This window comes from Clavibacter sepedonicus, assembly GCF_000069225.1.
Taxonomy (GTDB): Bacteria; Actinomycetota; Actinomycetes; order Actinomycetales; family Microbacteriaceae; genus Clavibacter; species Clavibacter sepedonicus.
In genome coordinates this window covers 1,603,354-1,623,012 of sequence record NC_010407.1, presented here as the reverse complement: position 1 = coordinate 1,623,012, position 19,659 = coordinate 1,603,354, and the positions used below count along the sequence as shown (strand labels likewise).

The following is a 19,659-nucleotide window of genomic DNA, read 5'->3' as shown; positions in this document are numbered from 1 at the left end:
TCGACATGGGAGGGAACCGTCACGCACCGCCGCCCATTCCGCACCGGCCCGATGTCGGTGGTCGCCCGTAGCTTCGGGGACATCAGGACACCGCCGGGCCGGCGGCGCACGGACGGAGGACACCATGCCCAGCATCACCTACCCCCCCCTGGCGCGCTCGGCAGCCCAGGTCCGCGAGCTGCACGACGGCCTGCTGCGCGTCACCCGGCCGGACGGCGCGGTGCTCGGCTACGTCGAGCGCATGCACGATCCGCAGGGCGAGCGCTTCCGCGCCAAGCGCCTGCGCCGGGACGCGCAGGGGTTCGTCCCGCTGGGCGACTTCTGGTCGCTGCAGGACGCGGTCGACTGCCTCCGGTTCTGACGGTCGTCCGCCCGCGAGCACGCGAGGCGACGCGCCCGCCCGGCCTCCCGGATCCGGCTCGGACCCCGGGGTACGGTCGCCGCATGCAGTGGTGGAATGATCTCCTCGATGCCCTCGCGTCCGAGCGGGGCACGCAGCTCCTCTCCGGCGTCGTCGTCCCCTTCGTGGCTATCGTGGTGGCCGGCGTGCTCGCCGCCGTCATCGCGCGCGGCGCCACGCAGCGGATCCTCACCCGGCACGACCGCGAGGTGAAGGCGGCCGCCATCGGCGTCCTCGTGGACGCGGCCCGCCAGGCCTCCGTCTGGGACGGCCTCACGGCGCAGGAGCGCGTGCTCGCCGACCGCGCAGCCGGCGAGGCCGACATCCGCATCCGACTCCTGCCGGTCAAGGGCGCGGCGACCGCCGCCACCTGGGCCGCTCACGAGATCACCGAGTTCAAGCGCGGCAGCGGCAGCTTCGGCTTCCAGTTCGACGCGCAGCTCGCCGAGTTCCGCGACCGCATGGTCGAGTGGCAGCACCACCCCGGCCGCGCCCGCAAGATCTTCCAGGGCGACATCTCGCGCTGGCAGTTCGAGGACGACCAGCCGGCCGCGGACAGCGCCGCGACCCGGCCTCAGACGCACCAGGCCGAGACGACCGCCGTCGCGCCGGTGCCCGTTCCGTGGCGCAGCGGCTCCGACGACCAGCCCGCCGCCGAGCGCCGCGTCGAGTCCCCGGACGAGCAGTACAGCCCTCCCGTGCCGTCGTCGGCCGCCGCCAACTCGCGCACCGCGGAGGGCGAACGCCGCTGACGCGCCGCCCACAGGCACATGACGACGCCCCGCACCTCCGATGAGGTGCGGGGCGTCGAGGCGCCGGGCAGGCGGATCAGGCCGGATCACTTCCACCAGTCGTCGAACATGCTGGCGGGGACGCGGCGCTTGTGCTCCGTGCTCGCATAGCGGGCCTCGATGGCCTCGGCCACCTCGTCGTCGACGTCGCGGCCCTCGAGGAAGTCGTCGATGTCGGCGTAGGTGAGGCCGAGGTTGGCCTCGTCGGTCTGGCCGGGGGTCTCGTCCAGCAGATCGGCGGTGGGCGCCTTGAGGTAGAGCCGCTCCGGCGCGCCGAGGCGCTCGAGCAGTGCGCGGCCCTGGCGCTTGGTGAGCCCCGTCAGCGGGAGCACGTCCGCGCCTCCGTCGCCGTACTTCGTGAAGAAGCCCGTGACGGCCTCGGCCGCGTGGTCCGTGCCGATCACCAGGAGGCGGGCCTGGCCGGCCAGCGCGTACTGCGCGATCATGCGGGAGCGCGCCTTGACGTTGCCCTTGGTGAAGTCGGTCATCGCGTGACCGGCGGCGTCGGCGTACTCCGCCTGGAAGCCGTCGACGGCCCGCTTGATGTCGAAGACGACGCTCGACTTCGGCTGGATGAAGGAGAGCGCCAGCTGCGCGTCCTCCTCGTCGGCCTGCACGCCGTACGGCAGGCGGACGGCGACGAACTCCGCGAGGAGCCCCTCGGCGGCGAGCTCCTCGACCGCCAGCTGGGCGAGCCGTCCGGCGAGAGAGGAGTCCTGCCCGCCGCTCACGCCGAGGACGAAGCCCTCGGCGCCGGTGGACCGGAGGTAGGCCTTGAGGAAGTCGACGCGCTTCCGGACCTCGTCGGCGGGATCGATGGTCGGACGCACCTCGAGGGCGTCGATGATCTGTGACTGGATGTCGCGCATGCGTCGAATCTACGGCCGATCCCGCCCATCCGACAGACGGTCCCCCCGGCGCGACTCGAACGCGCAACCGTCGGATTAGAAGGCCGATGCTCTATCCATTGAGCTACGGGGGGTCGAGACAAGGGTACTACGCGGGATCCTCGCGACCCGGGGCCCCCGCAGGACCGCTCGGCGGGGTCCCGTCCATGGCACGCACCACCGCCTGGAGCACCTGCGGCGCGGTCGGCACGCCCTCGGCAGGGAGCACCTCGAAGTGACCGGCGCGCACGAGGATCGTCGGCGTCGAGCGGATGCCCTCGGCCTCGGCGCGGTCGGGATGCGTCGCCACGTCGAGCTCCTCGACCGGGAGCCACGGCAGGAGCCGCTGCACCTCCGCGAGGGTGCGCCGGGTCGTATGGCACGGCACGCAGAAGAGGAGAGGAGAACATGACGACGCGCACGCCCTCCGATCCGGCGGGCGCGGCGTCCGCCGCGGGCAGGCCCTCTCCGGAGGTCAGGAGAGGAACGCCGCGACGGCGGCGACGATCGACACGAGGGCGAGCAGCAGCGAGACCGACACCAGCACGAGGTGCACCGTGAAGAACGGGGTGCGCGACCCGTCGGCGTTGCGGGCACGGGGATCCTTCGCGACGCGCTTGAGGAACTGCGGCCAGACGACGACGTTCCAGACGCCGTTGACGATGAGGAGGACGGCGAGGAGGGTGATCACTCCACCATGGTAGGCGGCGCATCGGGGCGGCCCGCCCCCCCCGATAGGATCGGGGGATGGGCAACAACGCGGACCGGCTGGTGTGGATCGACTGCGAGATGACGGGGCTCGACCTCGCGATCGACGAGCTGGTGGAGGTCGCGGTGGTCGTCACCGACTTCGACCTCGTCCCCGTCGACGCCGGCTTCACGATCGTGATCAACCCCGATCCCGCCGCGCTCGCCAACATGGGCGAGTTCGTCACCGAGATGCACCGCTCCTCGGGGCTGCTCGACGAGATCCCCGCGGGCGTGAGCCTCGCCGACGCCGAGTTCGCGGTGCTCGAGTACCTGCTGCAACACGTGCCGAACGGCGGCAAGGCCCCCATCGCGGGCAACACCATCGGCACCGACCGCGCGTTCCTCGCGAAGTACATGCCCCGCGTCGACGCCCACCTCCACTACCGCAGCGTCGACGTCTCCTCCATCAAGGTGCTCGCCAAGGAGTGGTTCCCGCGGATCTACTTCAACTCCCCCGAGAAGAACGGCGGGCACCGCGCCCTCGCCGACATCCTCGAGTCGATCCGCGAGCTCGAGTACTACCGCCGCGCGGCCTTCGTCCCGGCCCCCGGCCCCCCGACCGACGACGTCCAGGCCATCTCCGCGGACGTCACGTCCGCCTGGGCCTCGCGGCTGTAGTATCCTCGTCATGGCCGTCCGCGAGAGCGGGATCGGCCGCATGGTGGGCGTAGCTCAGTTGGCAGAGCGCTGGCTTGTGGAGCCGGAAGTCGCGGGTTCGAGCCCCGTCGTCCACCCCACCGGGAAGGGCCGGGATCCGAGAGGGTCCCGGCCCTTCCGCTTCGCGCGCACGCCGACGACGCCCGACGCCCGTCGCCTGTGCGAGGCTGAGTCCGTGCTGCACCTCGACCCCGACGACTTCGAGCGACTGGTGGTGGACAAGCTCGACGACCTGCCGGACGAGATGGTGGACGGGCTCGACAACGTCGTCTTCGTCGTCGAGGACCGGCCCGAGGACGGGACGCTCGACCTCCTCGGCCTCTACGACGGCGTCGCCATGACCGAGCGCGGGCAGTACGGGTTCGGCGAGATGCCGGACCGCATCGTCGTCTACCGCGAGCCGCACCTGCATGAGGCCGAGGACATGGACGCTCTACGGGACCTCGTCCACGTGACGCTCGTGCACGAGATCGCGCACTTCCACGGCATCGACGACGACCGGCTGCACGAGCTCGGCTGGGCCTGAGCCTCGGGCAGGCGTGGACCTCGGGCAGGCCCGAGCCTCTGCCGGGCGTGGGCTTCGGCTCGGCCCGACGAGGCTCCGCCCGGACACACGACGACCCCGGGTGCCGCATCGCGGGCCGGGGTCGTGGGCGGCGCCTCAGGCGCCGAGGGGTGCGGGGATCAGAGCTCGAGGGACTCGTCGTCGCCCTCGCCGAGGACGTCGTCGCTGCCGTCGACCACGTACGTGTACGTCACGCGCTGCTCGCCCGCGATCTCGGACACGGCACCGGCGCGGTACTGGAAGAGCGACTCCTTGCCCTCGACGGCGGACATCGTGCTGATGGTCTCGTCGTGCTGGCCGTCGACGAGGACGCGGGTCTCGGTGGTTCCCTCGAGGGGGCCGTCGGCGAAGACGGCGAGGTAGCGGACGTCGGACGGTGCGGAATCGGTCATGGCCTCAGGCTACCCGGCTGCCGCCACGGCGTCCGTGCGGACGACGACGTCGGCCAGGGCGCGCGGATCCTCCCGGGCCACGTGCGCGCGCCACTGCGCATCCCAGCGCTCCCACTCCACGGCGAAGGACTCGCCGTCGCGAGCGATGGCGCGACCTCGGCGCACGGCGTCGTCGGCCTCGACCCAGATGCGGTGCGTGGCGAGGCCCGCGGCAGCCCGGGTCAGGGATCCGCAGCCCTCGACCACGAGCGGTCGTGCCGGATCCAGGTCGTGCCACTCCGCGGGCGCGCCGGCGACCCAGTCCCAGCGGCGCCACCGGGGGCGCCCGCCCGGGCGCATCCCCGGGAGCACGTGCCGCTCGAGGTGCCGGGACGCCGCCTCGAGGCCGTCCCAGCCGGGGTAGACGTCGTCGAGCCGGAGGAGCTGGGCGCCCGGCGGCAGCCCCGCGTCCGCATCGCCGTCCCGGACGAGGGAGTCCGCGAGGGTCGACTTGCCGGAGCCGGACGGGCCGTCGACGAGGACGAGCGCGGGGCGCCGCTCCCCCGCGTCAGGCCGCAACGGAGCCCCAGGTCCCGGCCGTGACGGCGGCCGCCACCGCGCTGGCGGCGACGAGCAGGGCGACGGCCAGGACGAGCGCCTCCCGCCGACCGACGACGCTGGGGCGGGCCCAGGTGCGAGCGGTGGCGCCGCCGAAGCCGCGGGCCTCCATCGCGGTGGCCAGCTTGCTGCCGCGCCGGATCGAGAGCACGAGGAGCGCGAAGGCCTGGCCGGCGAACCGGCGGATCCGGCCGCGGTCGGCCACGCCCCGCGCACGTCGCGCCAGCTCGAGCGAGCGCCAGTCGTCGAGGAGCAGCCCGACGAGCCGCACGCCCGCGAGCGCGCCGAGCACGAAGCGGGACGGCAGGCGCGCGACCTGCGCGAGGCCGTCGGCGAGGTCCGTGGGATCCACGTCCGTGAAGAGCACGAGCGACGCGACGCCGATGGCCAGCACGCGCAGGGTCGTCGCGACCGCGAGCAGCACCGAGTCCTCGCTGACCACCACGAGCAGGAACTGCGCGTACACGTCGCCGGACGTGCGGCCGTAGAGCAGGATCGTGAGGCCCGCGGCGGGCGCGGCGATCCAGACGGGGATGCCGCGGACCAGGAATGCGCGCGGGCGGATGCCCGCGAACGGCAGGAGCAGCAGCTCGAGCAGCAGCGCCGTGCCCGCGGAGACGGCGTCGAGACTCAGCACGAGGACGAGCGTCAGCACGAGCGCGGCCGCGAGCCGGGCCACGGGGTTGACGGCGGCGAGGCCCGTCGCGCGGGCGGCGGGGACGACCGGGGGCACGGCAACGCTCATCGCACGGCCTCGAGGCGGGCGGTTCCGCCCGGCACGGCGTCGAGGCGGAGGACCTCGTCCGCCAGCGCGCGGACGAGGTCGGCGTCGTGGGTGACGGCGAGGACGCCCACGCCCTCGCGGTCGACGAGGTCGGCGAGGAGCGCGACGAGCTCGGCCCAGGTGCGGGCGTCCTGCCCGAACGTGGGTTCGTCGAGGACGAGGAGGCGCGGGGCGGTCGCCAGGGCGGTCGCGACGGAGAGGCGCCGCTTCTCGCCCCCGGAGAGGGTGAAGGGGTTCGCCTCCGCGAGGCCGTCGAGGCGGAGGCGCACGAGCAGCTCGTCGACGCGACGGGCGGCCTCGGCGGGATCCATGCCCACGGCGCGCGGACCGACCCCGAGCTCGGCGCGCACGGTGCCGGCGAGGAACTGGTGCTCCGGATCCTGGAACACCGTGCCGATGCGCGCCGCCAGCTCGCGCGAGCGCCAGGCGGCCGGATCCGCGCCGAGGCCGCCGGCGAGGGCCGCCTCCGCGACGACCCGGCCGGACAGCGCGGGCAGCAGGCCGCCCAGCGTGAGCGCGAGCGTGCTCTTGCCACCGCCGTTCGGTCCGGTGAGCGCCGTGACGCGGCCCGAGGCGAACGCGACGCCGATGCCTTCGGCCACCGCGGTGCCGCGTGCGCCGCCCCGGCCCACGGCGAGGCCGTCCGCCCGGAGGAGCGGAGCGGGCGCGGCGCGCTCCCGGACGGGCTCGGCCGGCTCCCGGCCCGGCACCCAGACGCCGGCCGCCGCGAGCGACGCACCCTGGTCGCGGAGGACGTCGTCGGGCGCGCCGTCGGCGAGGATCCCGCCGTCCGCCGCGAACACGACCACCCGGTCGACGAGGTCCTGCCACACGGCGACGCGGTGCTCGATGACGACGAGGGTCGCGCCGCTCGACTCGACCACGGACTCGACGGCGCGACGCACCTCGCCGACGCCGTCGGGGTCGAGGTTCGCGGTCGGCTCGTCGAGGAGCAGGAGACCCGGCCGCATCGCGAGGACGCCGGCGAGGGCGAGGCGCTGCTTCTGGCCGCCGGAGAGCGCGGTCGTGGAGCGGTCCAGGGCGACGTCGAGGCCCACCGCGTCGAGCGCCGCCCGCACGCGGACCCAGATCTCGTCGCGCGGGACGCCGAGGTTCTCGCAACCGAATGCTACGTCGTCGCCGACACGGGAAAGGATCACCTGAGCGTCGGGGTCCTGCAGCACGAGGCCAGCGCGGCCGCGGCGGGCGGCCGGATCCTGGCCATCGACGCGCAGCGAGCCACGGGTCTCCCCCTCGTCGTCACCGCCGAGGACGCCCGCGAGCGCGTGCATGAGCGTGGTCTTCCCGGCGCCGGACGCGCCGAGGAGCAGCACCCGCTCCCCCGGCTCGATGACCAGGTCGACGTCGCGGACCGCCCAGGCGGTCCGTCCCGCGTGCCGCCAGCCCCAGCCCTCGGCTCGGACGGACGCGCCGCCCGCCCGCTCGGCCGTCGCCTCGGGCCCGGCGAGCGGCACGCGCGAGGCCTCGAGCAAGGACGGGCGACGACCCGGTCGCCGCACGGTCAGACGCGGGCCGCGGTGTCGCGGCCCGAGGCGAAGCGCGAGAGCGCGCCGGTGCGGGCGAGCGCCCGGGCGACGAGCCACGGGAGCAGCCCCGCGACGACCGCGCCCGAGACGAGCGCCGCGACCGTGTAGATCGTCGCGAAGAGCGGTGTGGATCCCACGTAGTAGGTGACGAGGTCCGTGATCGCCATGCCGAGCCCCGCGCCCATGCCGGCGAGCACGGCGACGTAGGCGCGCCAGTTCGCGTAGAGGAAGGCGAGCAGCACGAGCTCCGCGCCGAGGCCCTGCGTGAGGCCGGAGAGGAGCGTGCTCACCCCCCACACGTTGCCGACGAGCATGGAGACGAACGCGGCGAGCAGCTCGCCGTAGAGGGCGGCGCCGGGCTTGCGGATCACGATGCCGGTGAGGACGCCCGCGAAGAGCCAGCCGCCGCCCGCGAGCGCCTGGAGCCCGGGGAGCAGGGGCTGGAACACACCCGCGACGGGGACGGACGCCGTGTTCCAGATCACGAAGACGAGGCCGGAGGCCACGCCGAGGACGCTGGCCACGACGATGTCGATGACGCGCCAGCGGGCGCGGAGGCCGGAGCGGGGGCTGCGGGCGGCGACGCCGGCCGGAGCGGATGCGGTGGACGAGGGTGATGCGGTCATCGGACGTGCCCTTCGGTGAGGTGGAAGAGGCACGGGTGGAGAAAGGAAACCTCCCTGCGCTGGCATGATCCAGATCAGGTTCGACGGTCGAAGATTGGGGATCTTCCTCTCAGTCCGGCTCACCGGACTCCCGTGTTCACCGGCGAGCATAGCGCGCGGGCGACGCGCCCGGAAAGCAGCGACGGCGCGCGTCCCCGGACGCACGGGAGCGCGGGCGCCCGAGGGCACCCGCGCTCCGCGGTGGTGGTGCGGCTGCGGCTACTTCAGCGTCTTGATGAGCTTGACGAGGACCTTGCCGGAGATCCAGATGACGGGCGTGGCCACCGCGAGCAGGGCGATCACGTTGGGCTGGAAGCGCACCTCGCCGTCGGTGGCGATGTAGGCGCCGATGGGCCAGGTGGCGCCGCCGCCCCCGCCGCCGCCGGCGACGTTGCCGTCCGAGTCGGGGAGGTCGCTGCCCCCGCCGAAGCCGTACCAGGCGAACGCCACGGGCACGATGGTCGAGCCGTCGATGTCGAGGGGGTCGCCGTAGACCGTCCCCACTCCGGCGTTCTTCACGTTCTCTGCGAGCTGTGCGACGAGGTTGGTCATGCGACCCACCGTACCCTGCGGGGCCCTCGGGATGCGGGCCAATCCGGGCGCCCACGGTAGCCTCGCCCGTGGTGCGTCGCTGCGTCGCATCCGCCCCCCCTGCCGCTGCGGCCCACGCGGATCCACCGCCTGCCCCGCCCCCGACGGACCCCGCGCGCGCACGCGTGCGCACCGCCGGCGGACGAGTCGACCCAACTGGAGGACCACTTGAAGACCTGGCCCGGAAACCCCTACCCGCTCGGCGCGACCTTCGACGGGAGCGGCACGAACTTCGCTCTCTTCAGCGAGGCCGCGGAGTCGGTGCAGCTGTGCCTCATCGAGGAGGACGGCACCGAGACCCGCGTGGACGTCACGGAGGTCGACGCGCACGTCTGGCACTGCTACCTCCCGCACGTGCAGCCGGGGCAGCGATACGGATACCGCGTGACCGGTCCCTACGAGCCGGAGAACGGGCACAGGTCGAACCCCGCGAAGCTCCTGCTGGACCCCTACGCCAAGGCCACCTGCGGGGAGTTCGACTGGCACCCGTCGCTGTTCGCCTACGACTTCGGCGACCCGTCGAGCCGCAACGACGAGGACTCGGGCCCGCACATGATGCTCGGCGTCGTGGTCAACCCGTTCTTTGACTGGGACGGCGACCGCCTCCCCCGCACGCCCTACAGCGAGACGGTCGTCTACGAGGCGCACGTGAAGGGGCTCACGCAGCTGAACCCGCGGATCCCCGAGGAGCTGCGCGGCACGTACGCCGGCATCGCGCACCCCGCCGTCATCGACCACCTGCAGAAGCTCGGCGTGACCGCCATCGAGCTGATGCCCGTGCACCAGTTCGTGCAGGACAACACGCTGCTCGAGAAGGGCCTCCGCAACTACTGGGGCTACAACACCATCGGGTTCTTCGCGCCGCACAACGCGTACTCGTCCACGGGCGAGCTCGGCCAGCAGGTGCAGGAGTTCAAGTCCATGGTGCGGGCGCTGCACGCCGCCGGCATCGAGGTCATCCTCGACGTGGTCTACAACCACACGGCCGAGGGCAACCACCTCGGGCCGACCCTCTCGTTCAAGGGCATCGACAACCAGGCCTACTACCGGCTCATGGAGGACGACCCCACCTACTACATGGACTACACGGGCACCGGCAACTCGCTCAACGTGCGGCACCCGCACGCGCTGCAGCTGATCATGGACTCGCTGCGCTACTGGGTCACCGAGATGCACGTGGACGGCTTCCGGTTCGACCTGGCGTCGGCGCTCGCGCGCGAGTTCTACGACGTCGACAAGCTCGCCACCTTCTTCGAGCTCGTGCAGCAGGACCCCGTGGTGTCGCAGGTCAAGCTCATCGCCGAGCCGTGGGACGTCGGCCCCGGCGGCTACCAGGTGGGCAACTTCCCGCCGCAGTGGACCGAGTGGAACGGCAAGTACCGCGACACCGTCCGCGACTTCTGGCGCGGCGAGGCGTCGTCGCTCGGGGAGTTCGCGGCCCGGATCACGGGATCCGCCGACCTCTACGAGCACTCGGGGCGTCGGCCCGTGGCGTCGATCAACTTCATCACCGCGCACGACGGCTTCACGATCGCCGACCTCGTCAGTTACAACTGAGAAGCACAACGAGGCGAACGGCGAGGACAACAAGGACGGCGAGAGCCACAACCGCTCCTGGAACATGGGCGTGGAGGGACCGACCGACGACCCGGCGATCCTCACGCTCCGCGGCCGCCAGCAGCGCAACATGCTCGCGACCATGATCCTGTCGCAGGGCGTGCCGATGATCCTGCATGGCGACGAGCTCGGCCGCACGCAGCAGGGCAACAACAACACGTACGCGCAGGACAACGAGATCAGCTGGGTGCACTGGGACCAGGCGGACCAGCCGCTCGTGGAGTTCACGGCCTCGGTCGTGCGGCTCCGCAAGGAGCACCCGACCTTCCGTCGCGGCCGCTTCTTCGACGGCCGACCCGTGCGGCGCGGCGAGGGCGAGCCGCTGCCCGACATCGTCTGGCTCGACGCCGACGCGACCCCGATGGTCGACGACGACTGGGAATCCGGGCTCCGCGCCATCGGCATGTTCCTCAACGGCAACGGGATCCGCGGGCGCGACCGCCGCGGCGAGGACATCTACGACACGCACTTCCTCCTCTACTTCAACGCGCACGACGAGCGGGTCGCCTTCACGCTCCCGTCGGACGAGTACGCGGACGCGTGGGAGACCGTGATCGACACCGCGGGCGTCGGAGCCGACTCGACGGCCCTCCGCGCGAGTAGCGTCGTGGATGTGGCGGCCAAGGCGCTCGTGGTGCTGCGCGCCTACACCGAGCCCGAGGTGGAGCCCGACCACTCGGTCGCGGCGAGCCTCGCCGTCCTCACCCACGCGCAGGCCGATCGGCCCGCCGCAGACGCAAGGAGCGACATCAGTTGAGAACCCCCATCTCCACCTACCGGTTCCAGGTGCGGGAGTCGTTCGACCTCGCCGCCGTGGCCGAGCAGCTCCCGTACGTGAAGGACCTCGGCGCCGACTGGGTGTACCTCAGCCCGATCCTCGCGGCCGAGCCCGGATCCGACCACGGCTACGACGTCGTCGACCACTCGCAGGTGGACCCGTCCCGCGGCGGCGCGGCGGGCATGAAGGCCGTCGCCGACCGCGCCCACGAGCTGGGCCTCGGCGTCCTGGTGGACATCGTCCCCAACCACGTCGGCGTCGCGACGCCCGTGGAGAGCCTCTGGTGGTGGGACCTGCTCACGCACGGCACCGCCAGCCGCTACGCCGACGCGTTCGACGTCGACTGGGACTTCGGGCAGGGCAAGGTGCGGATCCCCGTGCTCGGCGACGGCGAGTCGGAGCTCGACGAGCTGCAGCTGGTGCGCGGCGATGACGGCACGGTCGAGCTCCGCTACTACGACCAGCGCTTCCCCGTGGCGCCCGGTACGGCCGAGGACGACGCGGACGCCGTCGCGGTGCACGAGCGCCAGTCCTACGAGCTGGTCAACTGGCGCCGCGCCGACGCCGAGCTCAACTACCGCCGCTTCTTCGCGGTCAACACGCTCGCGGGCATCCGCGTCGAGCTGCCCCGGGTCTTCGAGGAGTCGCACGCCGAGATCTCGCGCTGGTTCCGCGAGGGCCTCGCGGACGGGCTCCGGGTCGACCACCCGGACGGCCTGCTCGACCCGAAGGGCTACCTCGACGACCTGGCGCGCATCACGGGCGGCGCGTACGTGCTCGTGGAGAAGATCCTCGAGCCCGGCGAGACGCTGCCGACCGACTGGGCGACGGCGGGCACCACCGGGTACGACGCGCTCGCCGACATCGACCGCGTGCTGGTCGACCCCGACGGACAGGTCGAGCTCGACCACCTCGACGCCTCGCTCCGCGGCCTGCCGCAGGGCGAGCTCACCAGCTGGGCCGCGATGATCCGCGGGACCAAGCGCGGCATCGCCGACGGGATCCTCCGCAGCGAGGTCCTCCGCCTCGAGCGCCTGGTGGAGGACGCGCCGGACGACGCCGCCGACGCGATCGCGGAGCTCCTCGCGACCTTCCCCGTCTACCGCAGCTACCTGCCCGGCGGGCTCCACCACCTCGAGGAGGCCGCCGAGGCCGCGCGCGCGAGCCGCCCCGACCTCGTCGCCACCATCGACGCGCTCATGCCGCAGCTCGCCGACCCGTCCACGCTCGTCGCCCAGCGCTTCCAGCAGACGAGCGGCATGGTCATGGCGAAGGGCGTCGAGGACACGGCGTTCTACCGCTACTCGCGCCTCGTCTCCCTCAACGAGGTCGGCGCGGACCCGTCGATCTTCGCGATCGACGTCGACGACTTCCACGCGCGCCAGCAGGATCGGCTCCGCTCCGCGCCGCACGCGATGACGACGCTCTCCACGCATGACACGAAGCGCGGCGAGGACGTGCGCGCCCGCATCGACGTGCTCTCCGAGACCCCGGAGGCCTGGCGCGACGCGCTCGGCCAGCTGCGCGAGGTCGCGCCCATCGGCGACGGGCCGTTCGAGAACCTGCTCTGGCAGACGCTCGTCGGCACCTGGCCCGCGTCGCGCGAGCGCCTGCACGCCTACGCCGAGAAGGCGTCGCGCGAGGCCGGCGACTCGACCACGTGGACCGCGCCCGACGAGGCCTTCGAGGAGCGCATGCACGCGCTCGTCGACGCGGCATTCGACGACCCGCGCGCCCGCACCATCGTCGCCGGGCTCTACGACCGGCTGTCCGGCCCGGGCTGGTCGAACTCCCTGGCGGCCAAGGCGATCCAGCTCACCGCCCCCGGAATGCCCGACGTGTACCAGGGCAGCGAGCTCTGGGAGACGAGCCTCGTGGATCCCGACAACCGCCGCGAGGTCGACTTCGGCATGCGCCGCGCCGCCCTCGACGCCGTCCTCAAGGGCGCCGAGCCCGCCATCGACGAGACGGGGGCCGCCAAGCTCCTCGTCACGGCGCGCGCGCTCCGCCTCCGTCGTGACCACCCGGAGCTGTTCACCGGGTACGAGCCGGTGCGCGCGACCGGCGACGCCGCGGCCCACGTGATCGCGTTCGACCGCGGCGGGGCCATCACGGTCGCCACCCGCCTGCCCGTCGGGCTCGAGTCCGGCGGAGGATGGGGATCCACCTCGATCACGCTGCCCGAGGGCGAGCTCGTCGACCACGTCAGCGGCCGCCGCGTCGACGGCGGACGCGTGTCCGTCGCGGCGCTCCTCGCCGAGTACCCGGTCGCGATCCTCGCGCCCGCATCCACCGCAGCCGACCTCACCACCGGGAGCCGAGCATGACCGACGACCGCTTCGACATCTGGGCCCCGAAGGCCCGCACCCTCGCGCTCTCCGTGGGCGACGAGCGCCTGCCGCTCTCGCCCGTGGGCGACGGCTGGTGGACCCTCGACGCCGCCCGCGCCGAGGCCCTCCCCTCCGGCGACCTCGACTACGGCTACCTCGTGGACGACTCCGGCACCCCGCTGCCGGATCCGCGCTCGCGCCGCCAGCCCGAGGGCGTCCACGGCCGCTCGCGCACCTACGACCCGTCGTCGTTCGCGTGGACCGACCAGGCATGGACCGGCCGCCAGCTCGCCGGCGCCGTCGTCTACGAGATGCACATCGGCACCTTCACGCCCGAGGGCACGCTCGACTCCGCGATCGACCGGCTCGACCACCTCGTGGCCCTCGGCGTCGACCTCGTGGAGGTGCTGCCCGTCAACGGCTTCAACGGGACGCACAACTGGGGCTACGACGGGGTCCTCTGGTACGCCGTGCAGGAGACCTACGGCGGACCCGAGGCGTACCAGCGCTTCGTCGACGCGTGCCACGCGCGCGGCCTCGGCGTGGTTCAGGACGTCGTCTACAACCACCTGGGCCCGTCCGGCAACTACCTGCCCGTGTACGGCCCGTACCTGCACGAGGCCTCGGCGAACACGTGGGGGTCGAGCCTCAACCTCGACGGCGAGGACTCCGGCCCCGTCCGCGAGTACATCATCGACAACGCGCTCATGTGGCTGGGCGACTACCACGTCGACGCGCTGCGGCTGGACGCGGTGCACGCCCTCGTCGACGACACGGCGACGCACCTCCTCGAGGAGCTGGCCGTGCAGGTGGACGTGCTGTCCGCGCACGTGGGCCGCCCGCTCACGCTCATCGCGGAGTCCGACCTCAACGACCCGAAGCTCATCACCTCCCGCGAGGCGCACGGCTACGGGCTCGACGCGCAGTGGAGCGACGACTTCCACCACGCCGTCCACGTGGCGCTCACGGGCGAGACGACCGGCTACTACGCGGACTTCGCGCCGCTCGGGGCGATCGCCAAGGTCATCACGCGCGGCTTCTTCCACGACGGCACCTGGTCGTCGTTCCGCGGCCGCGTGCACGGGCGCCCGCTCGACACCGAGCGGATTCCGGCGCACCGCCTCGTGGTCGCGAACCAGAACCACGACCAGATCGGCAACCGCGCCACGGGCGACCGCCTCACGGCGACGCTCGACGAGGGCGGGCTCGCGCTGGCCGCCGTGCTCACGCTGACGTCGCCCTTCACCCCGATGCTCTTCATGGGCGAGGAGTGGGGCGCGACGACGCCGTGGCAGTTCTTCACGTCGCACCCCGAGCACGACCTCGGCGAGGCGACCGCGAAGGGCCGCATCGCGGAGTTCGCGAAGATGGGCTGGGACGAGTCGGTCGTGCCGAACCCGCAGGACCTGTCGACCTTCCAGGACTCGAAGCTCGACTGGTCGGAGCTCTACGGCGCCGAGGCCGCCGACTCGCAGCACGCGCGCCTGTTCGCGCTCTACTCCGAGCTGATCCGCCTGCGCCGCACCCACCCCGACCTCACCGACCCCCGGTTCGCCGAGGTCGAGGTCGAGGTGCACGAGGAGGCGCGCCTCCTGGTGATGGACCGCGGCGAGCTGTCCATCGTGGTCAACCTGTCGGACGAGGAGCGACGCGTGCCCGTCGTGGGCGATCGTCCCGCGATGCTGTTCGCGACGGAGCCAGGCGTGTCGCTGGGCGCCGACGAGGTCGTCCTGCCCGCGCGCTCGGCCGCGATCCTCGGCCCGGTGGCGGACTCCGCGGAGGCGCTGCTGGCCTGATCCGCCGCTCCGGGGCGGGGTCGGACGCGGCGCGCGAGCGCACGTCGGGCCCCGCCCCTGGCGCGTCACCCCACCGTGATACGGTGCCGACGCCGCGGCCCGGCGACCGCATCGTCGGTCGCCCGGCGTCCGACCGGCGGCCCTCCCCCACGACGCGAAGGACTCCTCTGTGCGCATCTCCGTCATCGGCTGCGGCTACCTCGGCACCGTCCACGCCGCGTGCATGAGCCGCCTCGGGCACGACGTGGTCGCGATCGACGTGGACGCCGCGAAGATCGCGTCCCTGCAGACGGGCGTCGCCCCGTTCTTCGAGCCGGGCCTGCCGGATCTCCTCACCGAGCAGCTCGCGACCGGCCGCCTCCGCTTCACCACCGACACGGCCGAGGCCGCCGGTTCCCGCGTGCACTTCATCGCCGTCGGCACGCCGCAGAAGCGCGGCGAGAACGCCGCGGACATGACCTACGTCGACGCCGCGGTCGAGGCGCTGATCCCCCACCTCGCGCCGGGCGACGTGGTCACCGGCAAGTCCACCGTGCCCGTCGGCACCGCGCGGCGGCTCGCGGAGCGGATCGACGCGCGCGTGCCCGGCGCGACGCTCGTGTGGAACCCCGAGTTCCTGCGCGAGGGATTCGCGGTCGAGGACACGCTCACGCCCGACCGCTTCGTCTACGGCCTGCCCACGGGAGATGCTGGCGAGGCCGCGCGGGCGGCGCTCGACGAGGTCTACGCCACCGCGATCGGCACCGGCACGGCGCGCGTCACGACCGACTACGAGACCGCCGAGCTCGTGAAGGTGTCGGCGAACGCGTTCCTCGCCACCAAGATCTCCTTCATCAACGCCATGGCGGAGGTGTGCGAGGCCACCGGTGCCGACGTCACCCAGCTCGCGGACGCCATCGGGTACGACGACCGCATCGGCCGCCGCTTCCTCAACGCCGGCATCGGCTTCGGCGGCGGCTGCCTCCCCAAGGACATCCGGGCGTTCATGGCGCGCGCGGGCGAGCTCGGCGCGGACCAGGCGCTCACGTTCCTCCGCGAGGTCGACTCCATCAACATGCGGCGGCGCGTGCGGGCGGTCGACGTGGCGCGGGAGGTGTGCGGCGGATCCCTGCTCGGCCGCAACATCGCCGTGCTCGGGCTCGCCTTCAAGCCCGAGTCGGACGACGTGCGCGACTCCCCCGCGCTCAGCATCTCCGCGCAGCTGCAGCTGCAGGGCGCGCGCGTGCTCGCGACGGATCCGTACGCCAACGAGAACTCGCGCCGCCGCTTCCCGGAGCTCACCTACGTCGACTCGTGGCAGGAGGCGGCACGCGACGCCGACGCCGTCATGGTGCTCACGGAGTGGAAGCAGTACCGGGCCATCGACCCGGCGGAGCTCAAGGCCATCGTGGCGACGCCCGTGATCGTCGACGGCCGCAACTGCCTGGATCCCGTCGCGTGGCGCGCCGCCGGCTGGCGCTACCGCGGGATGGGCCGGCCCTAGCCGTCCGGCGCCGCCCCGCGACCGGGACGGGGCGGCGCCCGCGCGGGTCAGCGCGGGGTGGTGGCGGCGATGCCGAAGAGCGTGCCGCCCGCGACGATGATCGAGAGCACGACCGCGACGGGGATGAGCAGCAGCAGGCCGTTGAGGATGAGGCCCGTGATCGCGAAGCCGCGGCCGGCCGGCTCCTTGCGGATGCCGATGATGCCGAACACGAGCCCGATGAGCGGGCAGAGGAACGTCCAGAAGAAGAAGACCGAGACGAGCCCCAGGATCATCGACGTGAGGCTGAGGCCCTTGGGCGGCGCGGCCGCGTAGACCGGCTGGCCCCAGGCGACGGCGGCCGGGGAGGGCGGGACCGGCGCGGGCGCGAGGCCGTAGGGAGCGGCGGCGGACGCCGACGGGGGCCCGGATGGCGCGAAGGGGGATGCCGGCGCGACGGGAGGTGCCGGGGCGGCGGGCGGAACGGGCGGCGCAGCCGGAGCCCCAGCCGGCCCCTCCTCCCCTGCCGGGACGTGGTCGTCGGGGGCGGGCGCGGCGGGATCGGTCATGGTGGTCCTCGTCAGTCGGGCGGGTGTCCGGGGAGGACACCGCGGGAGGCCGCCTCCGTGCGCGGATCCGACACGGTCGCGCGCTTCGCCCCGGGCTTCCGCAGGAGCGACGCCGGACCGATGGCCCCCCGGCCGAAGCGCTCCACCGCCTGGTCGACCGTGCGCTCGGCCTCGCGCCAGCCCTCGTCCGCGTCCCACAGGGCGACGGCGCGGTTGTCGGCGTCGTCGAGCTGCTCGGCGCGCACGCCCACGAGCCGGATCCGGTCACCGGGCCGTGCGACCTGCTCGTACACGTCGCGGATCTCGTCGTAGATGCGGCGGGCGACGTCGGTGGGCTCCGCGAGCGTGCGGGATCGCGTGATGGTGCGGAAGTCGGAGTAGCGGAGCTTGAGCGACACCGTCCGGGCGGTGAGCCCCGCGCGCCGGAGCCTCTCGGCGACGCGCGTGGCCTGGCCGAGGAGCTCGCGGCGCACGATCTCGGGATCCGCCACGTCGTCGTGGAACGTGTTCTCGTGCCCCATGCTCTTCTCCTCCCGGTGCGTGCTGACGCGACGCGGGTCGCGCCCCCAGGAGAGGTCGTGGAGCCGGGCGCCCGCGGACTCGCCGAGCATGGACTGCAGCGCGGGCAGCGGGGTGTCCGCGATGTCGGCCACCGTGCGGAGGCCGCGCCGGAGGAGCGCCTCCTCGGTCGTCTTCCCCACGCCCCAGAGCGCGCCCACGGGCAGCCCGTGCAGGAACGGCAGCGTCTCGGCGGCGGGGATGACGAGCAGCCCGTCGGGCTTGCAGCGCGTGCTGGCGAGCTTGGCGACGAACTTGGTGGATGCCGCCCCGACCGAGCAGGTGAGGCCGGTCTCGGCATGGACGCAGCGGCGGATCATCACGCCGATCTCGGCGGGCGAGCCGAAGAGACCTCGGGCACCCGCCACGTCGAGGAACGCCTCGTCGATGCTGAGCGGTTCCACCAGGGGGGTGACGTCGCGGAAGATGCCCATGACCACCCGGGACCAGTGCGCGTACTTCTCCATGTGGCCGCCGATGACGGTGGCCTGCGGGCAGAGGCGCAGCGCCTGCGCCATGGGCATGGCCGAGCGGACCCCGAAGCGCCTGGCCTCGTAGGTGGCGCTCGTGACCACGCCGCGACCCGACGACCCGCCGACGATGACGGGGGTGCCGCGCAGCTCCGGCCGCTCGAGGAGCTCGACGGCCGCGAAGAACGCATCCATGTCGATGTGCAGGATGGTGGCCTCGGAGTCGTCCGCGCTCGCGTCGGACGTGCGCCTCGTCGATCCGTCCTGCCTGCTCATGTCGTGTCCACGCTAGCCCGGGCCGCCGACATCGGCCGCGCTGGGCGGGCGGCGGCCGGTGCCGCGACGGACAGCGGATCAGGCGGCGGGCTGCGCGCGGTGGCCGGCGTCGTCGCCGCGTCCGGGGCAGGTCCCCGCCGGGGCGCCGGACGACGACGCGCCCGTCCCGCCCTGCAGCCGTGCGATGCGCTTGAGAGCGGCCTCGTGGCTCGTCGATTGCTCGCCCATCACGCGCCCGGCGACGCCGAGCATCACCCGGGTCGACGCGAGCGCCGGCAGCGGGAAGGGACCGAACGAGGCCTTGTCGAGCCCGAGGAGCTCGCGGTACCGCGGCTCGAGGGACGCGACGGCCCCGGCGAAGAGGACGCGGTAGGCGGGCAGCATGGAGGGCCGCAGCGGCGGCTCGCGGAGGAAGGAGATCGTCTCGCGGGTGCGCTCGTCGGCGCGGAGGAGGCCCTGGTCGTGGAACGCGTCGATCTGCGCGTGCAGCTCGGCGTGCGAGCGCGGCGGCGCCTCCACGCCCATGAGCTCGCCGGCCTTCGCCCACTCGGCGACGTACCTGTCCGGACCGCCGGGGATCGACGGACCCCACTGCATGTGCGTGCTGAGGAACGCGTCGGTGAAGACGATGTGGACCCATGAGAGCAGGTCGGGGTCGTTGGCGCTGTAGGGGCGCTCGACGCCGTGGCCGTCGACGAACGTGCCCTGCACCTTGCGGTGGTAGCCCCGGACGCGACGGCTCACGTCGACGGCGGTGTCCCGGTCGCCGAACGACGTGGTGATGACCCAGCGCACGGTGCCGGCGAGCCGGCCGAGCGGGTCCTCGCGGTAGCGCGACCAGTCGTGGACGCCGGCCATGGCGCCCGGGTGCAGCGTCTGCATGAGGAGGGCGCGGATCCCCGCCACGAGCGTCGGCATCCCGCCGTGCACGGCCCAGACCGCGGAGCCGGGGCCGAACCAACCCGCGTCGTCGCCGTCCTCCAGGTCCTGGATCCATTGGGGTCGGCCCTGCGCATCCGCGGAGAACGTCTCCAGGATGTGGGACTTCCATCGGTCCGCGAATCTGCTCACGTCCACGAACCTATCCCCCTCATCGCGTCACGAGGAGGCCCCCGCGCGCCCGACCCGGAACGGGGGCGCGACAGGCCGCCGGCATCACCCCCGTGCGGGGGACGCG

19 protein-coding genes, 2 tRNA genes, 1 pseudogene and 1 riboswitch are annotated in these 19,659 nt (G+C 73.2%); of the genes and pseudogenes, 9 read left to right on the top strand and 13 right to left on the bottom strand.

Going from position 1 to position 19,659, the window contains the following annotated elements:
• The first annotated feature begins 124 nt into the window (after positions 1-124).
• Positions 125-361 carry a hypothetical protein gene (locus CMS_RS07655; protein WP_012298912.1) on the top strand — a complete coding sequence of 79 codons (237 nt, stop codon included), beginning with the start codon at positions 125-127 and terminating at the stop codon, positions 359-361.
• 83 nt (positions 362-444) lie between these two features.
• Positions 445-1,152: a hypothetical protein gene (locus CMS_RS07650; RefSeq protein WP_012298911.1), complete on the top strand. Its 708-nt coding sequence runs from the start codon at positions 445-447 to the stop codon at positions 1,150-1,152.
• A gap of 86 nt (positions 1,153-1,238) precedes the next feature.
• On the opposite strand, the gene nadE is transcribed toward CMS_RS07650, so the two are convergent.
• The 4 genes from nadE to CMS_RS07630 form a co-directional block, all read right to left on the bottom strand.
• Entirely contained in the window at positions 1,239-2,060 is an 822-nt protein-coding gene (gene nadE, locus CMS_RS07645) for an ammonia-dependent NAD(+) synthetase (RefSeq protein WP_012298910.1), read from the bottom strand.
• Positions 2,061-2,100: 40 nt separating this feature from the next.
• Positions 2,101-2,173, bottom strand: a tRNA-Arg gene (locus tag CMS_RS07640).
• Between the two features lie 14 nt (positions 2,174-2,187).
• On the bottom strand, positions 2,188-2,430 hold the full coding sequence (locus tag CMS_RS07635) for a thioredoxin domain-containing protein (protein ID WP_223842758.1): 243 nt from the start codon (positions 2,428-2,430) through the stop codon (positions 2,188-2,190).
• Positions 2,431-2,553: 123 nt separating this feature from the next.
• On the bottom strand, positions 2,554-2,769 hold the full coding sequence (locus CMS_RS07630) for an SCO4848 family membrane protein (protein ID WP_012298908.1): 216 nt from the start codon (positions 2,767-2,769) through the stop codon (positions 2,554-2,556).
• Between the two features lie 56 nt (positions 2,770-2,825).
• Here CMS_RS07630 and orn point away from each other — a divergent pair, with 56 nt between their 5' ends.
• The 3 genes from orn (at position 2,826) to CMS_RS07615 (ending at position 4,011) form a co-directional block, all read left to right on the top strand.
• Complete coding sequence (gene orn, locus CMS_RS07625) at positions 2,826-3,446, top strand: oligoribonuclease (RefSeq protein ID WP_012298907.1); 621 nt, start codon at positions 2,826-2,828, stop codon at positions 3,444-3,446.
• 43 nt (positions 3,447-3,489) lie between these two features.
• Positions 3,490-3,565 (top strand) — tRNA-His (locus CMS_RS07620).
• Positions 3,566-3,660: 95 nt separating this feature from the next.
• Positions 3,661-4,011, top strand: coding sequence for a metallopeptidase family protein (locus CMS_RS07615; RefSeq protein WP_012298906.1), 351 nt, complete (start codon positions 3,661-3,663; stop codon positions 4,009-4,011).
• Between the two features lie 158 nt (positions 4,012-4,169).
• Here the strand turns inward: CMS_RS07615 and CMS_RS07610 are convergent, their stop codons facing one another.
• The 6 genes from CMS_RS07610 to CMS_RS07585 form a co-directional block, all read right to left on the bottom strand.
• A complete protein-coding gene (locus CMS_RS07610; RefSeq protein ID WP_012298905.1) occupies positions 4,170-4,442 on the bottom strand; it encodes a hypothetical protein in 273 nt (90 codons plus the stop codon).
• Positions 4,443-4,451: 9 nt separating this feature from the next.
• Entirely contained in the window at positions 4,452-5,000 is a 549-nt protein-coding gene (locus CMS_RS07605) for a nucleoside/nucleotide kinase family protein (protein WP_012298904.1), read from the bottom strand.
• The gene (locus CMS_RS07600; RefSeq protein ID WP_012298903.1) at positions 4,990-5,784 is read right to left on the bottom strand and encodes an energy-coupling factor transporter transmembrane component T family protein; all 795 of its coding nucleotides are present in this window, start codon (positions 5,782-5,784) and stop codon (positions 4,990-4,992) included. The genes CMS_RS07605 and CMS_RS07600 overlap by 11 nt, the downstream gene beginning before the upstream one ends.
• Positions 5,781-7,343, bottom strand: a complete 1,563-nt coding sequence (locus tag CMS_RS07595) for an ABC transporter ATP-binding protein (RefSeq protein ID WP_012298902.1) — start codon at positions 7,341-7,343, stop codon at positions 5,781-5,783. Before CMS_RS07595 ends, CMS_RS07600 begins: the two co-directional genes overlap by 4 nt.
• 2 nt (positions 7,344-7,345) lie before the next feature.
• On the bottom strand, positions 7,346-7,996 hold the full coding sequence (locus tag CMS_RS07590; RefSeq protein WP_012298901.1) for an ECF transporter S component: 651 nt from the start codon (positions 7,994-7,996) through the stop codon (positions 7,346-7,348).
• A gap of 33 nt (positions 7,997-8,029) precedes the next feature.
• Positions 8,030-8,140: riboswitch (TPP riboswitch) on the bottom strand.
• 114 nt (positions 8,141-8,254) lie between these two features.
• Entirely contained in the window at positions 8,255-8,587 is a 333-nt protein-coding gene (locus CMS_RS07585; RefSeq protein WP_012038119.1) for a hypothetical protein, read from the bottom strand.
• Between the two features lie 207 nt (positions 8,588-8,794).
• Here CMS_RS07585 and glgX point away from each other — a divergent pair.
• The 4 genes and pseudogenes from glgX (at position 8,795) to CMS_RS07565 (ending at position 16,630) form a co-directional block, all read left to right on the top strand.
• A pseudogene (gene glgX / locus CMS_RS07580) lies at positions 8,795-11,000 on the top strand (glycogen debranching protein GlgX).
• Positions 10,997-13,348 carry a malto-oligosyltrehalose synthase gene (treY, locus tag CMS_RS07575; RefSeq protein ID WP_012298900.1) on the top strand — a complete coding sequence of 784 codons (2,352 nt, stop codon included), beginning with the start codon at positions 10,997-10,999 and terminating at the stop codon, positions 13,346-13,348. The pseudogene glgX and the gene treY overlap by 4 nt, the downstream one beginning before the upstream one ends.
• Positions 13,345-15,147, top strand: coding sequence for a malto-oligosyltrehalose trehalohydrolase (gene treZ / locus CMS_RS07570; RefSeq protein WP_012298899.1), 1,803 nt, complete (start codon positions 13,345-13,347; stop codon positions 15,145-15,147). The genes treY and treZ overlap by 4 nt, the downstream gene beginning before the upstream one ends.
• 169 nt (positions 15,148-15,316) lie before the next feature.
• Positions 15,317-16,630: a UDP-glucose dehydrogenase family protein gene (locus CMS_RS07565; RefSeq protein ID WP_012298898.1), complete on the top strand. Its 1,314-nt coding sequence runs from the start codon at positions 15,317-15,319 to the stop codon at positions 16,628-16,630.
• 47 nt (positions 16,631-16,677) lie between these two features.
• Here the strand turns inward: CMS_RS07565 and CMS_RS07560 are convergent, their stop codons facing one another.
• From CMS_RS07560 to CMS_RS07550, 3 genes are all read right to left on the bottom strand, one after another.
• Positions 16,678-17,178, bottom strand: a complete 501-nt coding sequence (locus CMS_RS07560) for a hypothetical protein (RefSeq protein WP_041464520.1) — start codon at positions 17,176-17,178, stop codon at positions 16,678-16,680.
• An 11-nt stretch (positions 17,179-17,189) separates the two neighbouring features.
• Positions 17,190-18,482, bottom strand: a complete 1,293-nt coding sequence (locus CMS_RS07555) for a DNA polymerase IV (protein ID WP_012298896.1) — start codon at positions 18,480-18,482, stop codon at positions 17,190-17,192.
• 78 nt (positions 18,483-18,560) lie between these two features.
• The gene (locus CMS_RS07550; RefSeq protein WP_012298895.1) at positions 18,561-19,559 is read right to left on the bottom strand and encodes an oxygenase MpaB family protein; all 999 of its coding nucleotides are present in this window, start codon (positions 19,557-19,559) and stop codon (positions 18,561-18,563) included.
• Positions 19,560-19,659: the final 100 nt, after the last annotated feature.